The organism is Paraburkholderia sp. UYCP14C (assembly GCF_004197395.1).
In the GTDB taxonomy this organism is placed as follows: Bacteria; Pseudomonadota; Gammaproteobacteria; order Burkholderiales; family Burkholderiaceae; genus Paraburkholderia.
Window position 1 is genome coordinate 1 of record NZ_SELS01000165.1, and the last position, 4,130, is coordinate 4,130.

At 57.5% G+C, this 4,130-nt stretch carries 2 protein-coding genes; one reads left to right on the top strand and one right to left on the bottom strand.

Going from position 1 to position 4,130, the window contains the following annotated elements:
* Positions 1–70: 70 nt before the first annotated feature.
* Positions 71–2,074 (bottom strand): RNA polymerase sigma factor RpoD, encoded by a 2,004-nt coding sequence (rpoD, locus tag EVC45_RS43595; RefSeq protein WP_129964233.1) that lies wholly within the window; start codon positions 2,072–2,074, stop codon positions 71–73.
* Positions 2,075–3,039: 965 nt separating this feature from the next.
* Between rpoD and EVC45_RS43600 the strand changes: the two genes are divergently transcribed.
* On the top strand, positions 3,040–4,130 hold a 1,091-nt coding region (locus EVC45_RS43600; RefSeq protein ID WP_248295521.1), incomplete at its 3' end, for a pectate lyase.

Here is a 4,130-nt window from a genome sequence, read left to right on the forward strand (position 1 = left end):
TCCGATCCATGTTTCATCATCCGTCAGTCCGTTACGCGGCGTGACGTATGTCCGGTTACTTTGTTTCGGCTTAGTAATTATCGAGAAATGGCCGTAACTTGTCGGCGCGATTCGGCTGCATCAGCTTTTGCATCGCCTTGCTTTCGATGTACCGGATCCGTTCGCGCGTCAGGTCGAATTGTTTGCCCAGTTCCTGGAACGTGTAGCCGCACGCTGTATCGATCCCGAACCGCATCCGCAGCACCTTCGCTTCACGCGGCGACAATGAATCCAGCGCTTCATCGATTGCGGCTCGCAAGTTCGAGCGCACGGCCGCATCCGCAGGGGATGCAGCCATCGGATCTTCGATCATATCGCCAACCGTACCGTCGGCATCTTCGCCCACTGGCGTCTCAAGCGATAGCGGTTGCCTCATGACCTTCAGTATGTAGCGAATCTTGTCTTCCGATAATTCCATGCGCTGAGCCAACGCAGCAGGATTAGCCTTGTGCCCAGTTTCCTGCAAAATTTCCCGCGAAATCCGGTTTAGCCTGTTGATTGACTCGATCATATGCAAGGGCACTCGGATTGTGCGCGCCTGATCCGCAAGACAACGCGTGACTGACTGCCTGACCCACCATGTTGCGTAAGTTGAAAACCTCCAGCCGCGTCGATATTGAAATTTGTCGACGGCTTTCATCAGGCCGATGTTTCCTTCCTGGATCAGATCCAGAAGGGGCACGCCTCGGTTCGCGTACTTTTTCGCGATGGAGACCACGAGACGCAGATTGGCCTCGATCATCTCGCGCTTCGCTTGCCGCATCTTCGACTCGGCCGCCATCATCTGCCGATTGATCTTCTTCAAGTCTTGCAAGGGCAGGCCGACCTTAACCTCGATATCGATGAACTTCTGCTGTTCAGCCTGGATCTCCGGTAGACTGCGTGAAAGTGCCGCACCGTAATCGCGGGACGTCGCCGAGTTTTCAGTCCACGCGAGATCAGTTTCGTGTCCCAAAAACGACTCGACGAATAGCGCGCGCGGCATGCCGCACCGGTCAACGGCAATCTGCAAAATACGTCGCTCGACCTCACGTACCTGTGCGACTTGCTGTTGCACATCAGCGCATAGCGCATCGATAGTCCGCGCCGTGAAGCGAACAGCCGCAAGCTCCCGCTGAATCGCTTCAAAAAGGCGCTCGCGGGCGACCTGCCCGTTTTCTTGCGCGGCGTCGGCTTCTGAAATCTGTTCCAACAGATCACGCACTCGCGCAAAGATAGCGAGGCCGTCTCTCGTGAACTGTTTCATACGCCGTTCGCTCCCCCTCACCATGTCCCGGTCTTCGACGACGCCGCCCTCACCGCCGTCGCTCCTCGCGTCGTCGCCATTAGCGTTGTCCTGTTGAATATCCGGGGTTTCAGCCTGTTCTGGCAACGACCGAAGGACCGTTTGGGAGTCTTCATTGAGGCCGTCGACCAGTTCATCGAAGCGCAGTTCATCGACTTCAATCTGCCTCACCATTCGAAGGATCGCGAAGACGGTCAGCGGGCAGCTTGCAATCGCCAAGCCCATTTCGTGGAGCCCCTCTTCGATGCGCTTCGCAATCTCAGTCTCGCCCGCCCGAGTCAACAATTCGGTTGCACCCATTTCACGCATATACATCCGAACGGGATCAGTTGTGCGCCCGAATTCAGGATCGACGGTTGAAAGCGCACCTTCGGCCTCCTGATCTGCATTGTCGTTCGACGTGGCTGCCGGCGTCGCGTCGTCCAGGAACGGCTTCTCCGCGTCAGGCGCCTGATCGTAGACTGCGATGCCCATGTCGTTGAACGTGCTGGCAATCATTTCAATGGCCGCGGTATGAGCAAAATTGTCCGGGAGGTGATCGTTGATTTCCGCATGAGTCAGGTAGCCCCGCTCGTTGCCGAGTCGGATGAGAGCGCGAACCCAGCGCTCCTGCTGCTCTTCGTCCTGCGATATCCCGTCGATCGACTGCAGGGGCGCTAAGGGGTTGACCTTCGACGCGCGCGGGACCGACGCGTTCAGGGCGGACGCAACTGTGCCCGGACGTGAATAGGTCCAATCGACCTTTGACATACATTCTCCTGGACGTGATTGCCCGGCAATCGCGACCAGCGACTGTCCGCACTTGACCGACGAGCCGCGCACGTTTCGCGGTTACAGGCGGACACGGGTTGTCGAACCGCAACGGGCAATGAAGCGCAGCCCTAGATACGGGCGGACGCGAGGGAACCGCAAGACTTGCCGAAAAACATCGATGCGTTAGCAACGTATCACAAAATACTGCATTTCACCAGTTGGCGAATCTAGCCCGTCCGCAACGTTAGCGTGCTACGCCGCGAACCACACAAAGGATTCGACATCTTGATGGATAGATTATGACGAAGATTATCCAGGTCTTTACGTGGAGGTGGAGCATCTACGAATACGGCGCGGAGTCCGAAGCGCATCAGGGCCGGCCCGGCCAACCGTTGAGTTCGGTCGAGCTCCGACTTGGAGCTGCGCGTCTTTCCGTCGTTCAGTCGTCGGTTCTACGCCGAAAATGACCGTTCATTTGCGAGTAGGCCTCGCATCGAAGTCCGTACGAAAACGCCTCGGCTGGACGGTAGCTTTCCGCTGTTTGACGGATATCACGTTTACTGCGTGCAACGGCCCTAGCGTTCGGCCGCCTTCAGTACCCTCCCCCGCTTGGGCTCTGGATTGACCCTCATTAGCAAAGCCGATATCCTCGCTCTTTTTGATAGAAATCAGGCATCCGCCGGATTTCGGTGAATGGCAGGGCGTTATGGCGCCTTGGGCGCGTGCATCAGCGCATTGGCGCAATCTCGAACGCTCCTGTGGGCATGGATTTCACATGTGTCCGCGCGCGGCGGTGCATATCGGGCGCGGCACGAACTCGCAGCCACGCCGCAAGGTGCACATTGGCGCCGGCGTACTCAAAAAGCTACATGAGAGAAGCTGACGGTGCGGAAGCACCTTGGTGCCGAAACCTGCCTATTGCCGGCTCTTAGCCATGTGCGTTCCTGAAAGGAGGAAATGAAATGAACCCGCGGCTGCTCCTGACAACATTGATCGCATATCTGCTGTGCGCTTGTGTTGGTGGGCACGGGTCGTCTTCTGCGCCAGCCCCCTCAGCAGCGACAGGCTTGCGCTCCAATTTCAATCAGACGGCAATTACCGCGAGTCTGCCGACGGACACCGGCGGTTTCGCAACGGCCACCGGGTCAGGCGATCCAGCCGTCACGGTCGACAGCCTCGCTGATCTGCTGGCTGCGTTCAGCGCGCGACAGCACCACATCCTAGTCAAGGGAGAAATCTACGGCGGACCGCGACTGACGACCATCACCTTCGCCAGCACGGACTGGAACAACACCACGATCGAAGGCGCCAGCGGTGGCAATGCGGTGCTGAAAAACGTCCAGCTTAAATTCGACGGCGAAATGCTGCCGGCAGACGAGAACATCCAGAATGTTGTGATCAGGAACATCACTTTTCATGGTGTCATCGGAGATCTACAGGCCCTGCCCGCCCAAGTCTACGGCACATCGAACAACGCCGGCATCAACTACGAAGGCGTGTCGCCGCGACGGGTCACCAATGCATGGGTCGATCATTGTTCCTTCTACGATACGAGCGACAATCTGATGAGTGTGACGCTGTCATCGGATAACGTGACGGTCTCGTATAGCCGGTTTTATTTCACCAACGAATGGCTCGCGATGCGCCCCGATCCCCTGTGGGACTGGACGGGCAAGAACCAGGATCTGGCCAATGAACGTCTGGCGATGGTGGTGGGCGCATCTCGGCAGGATTCGTATGCATATGGTGGGCACAGACTGCATGTCACGCTGCATCATAACCAGTTCGGCCCCAACCTAAAGGGGCGTCCGCTGCTGCGGGGCTGGGTCCACGCCTGCGACAATTATTTCGATAACGACGCCGCACCGACTGGCCACACGGCGGTCGAGTCAGACGAAACCCAGTACAACGCCCTGCAGATAGGGAGCGGCAGTGTCGTTTATGTTGAAAACAACTATTTTCTTAGAACTAACCAGCAACTGATTGCGGGTTTTCCGAAGGGGCCGAATTTGTCTGCGAGCCCCACCGGGAATGGCTTTCGGATCTGGCGAGG

Excerpts from the sequence above, each read along its gene's own strand:
- rpoD (WP_129964233.1), bottom strand. The coding sequence starts at position 2,074 with ATGTCAAAGGTCGATTGGACCTATTCACGTCCGGGCACAGTTGCGTCC.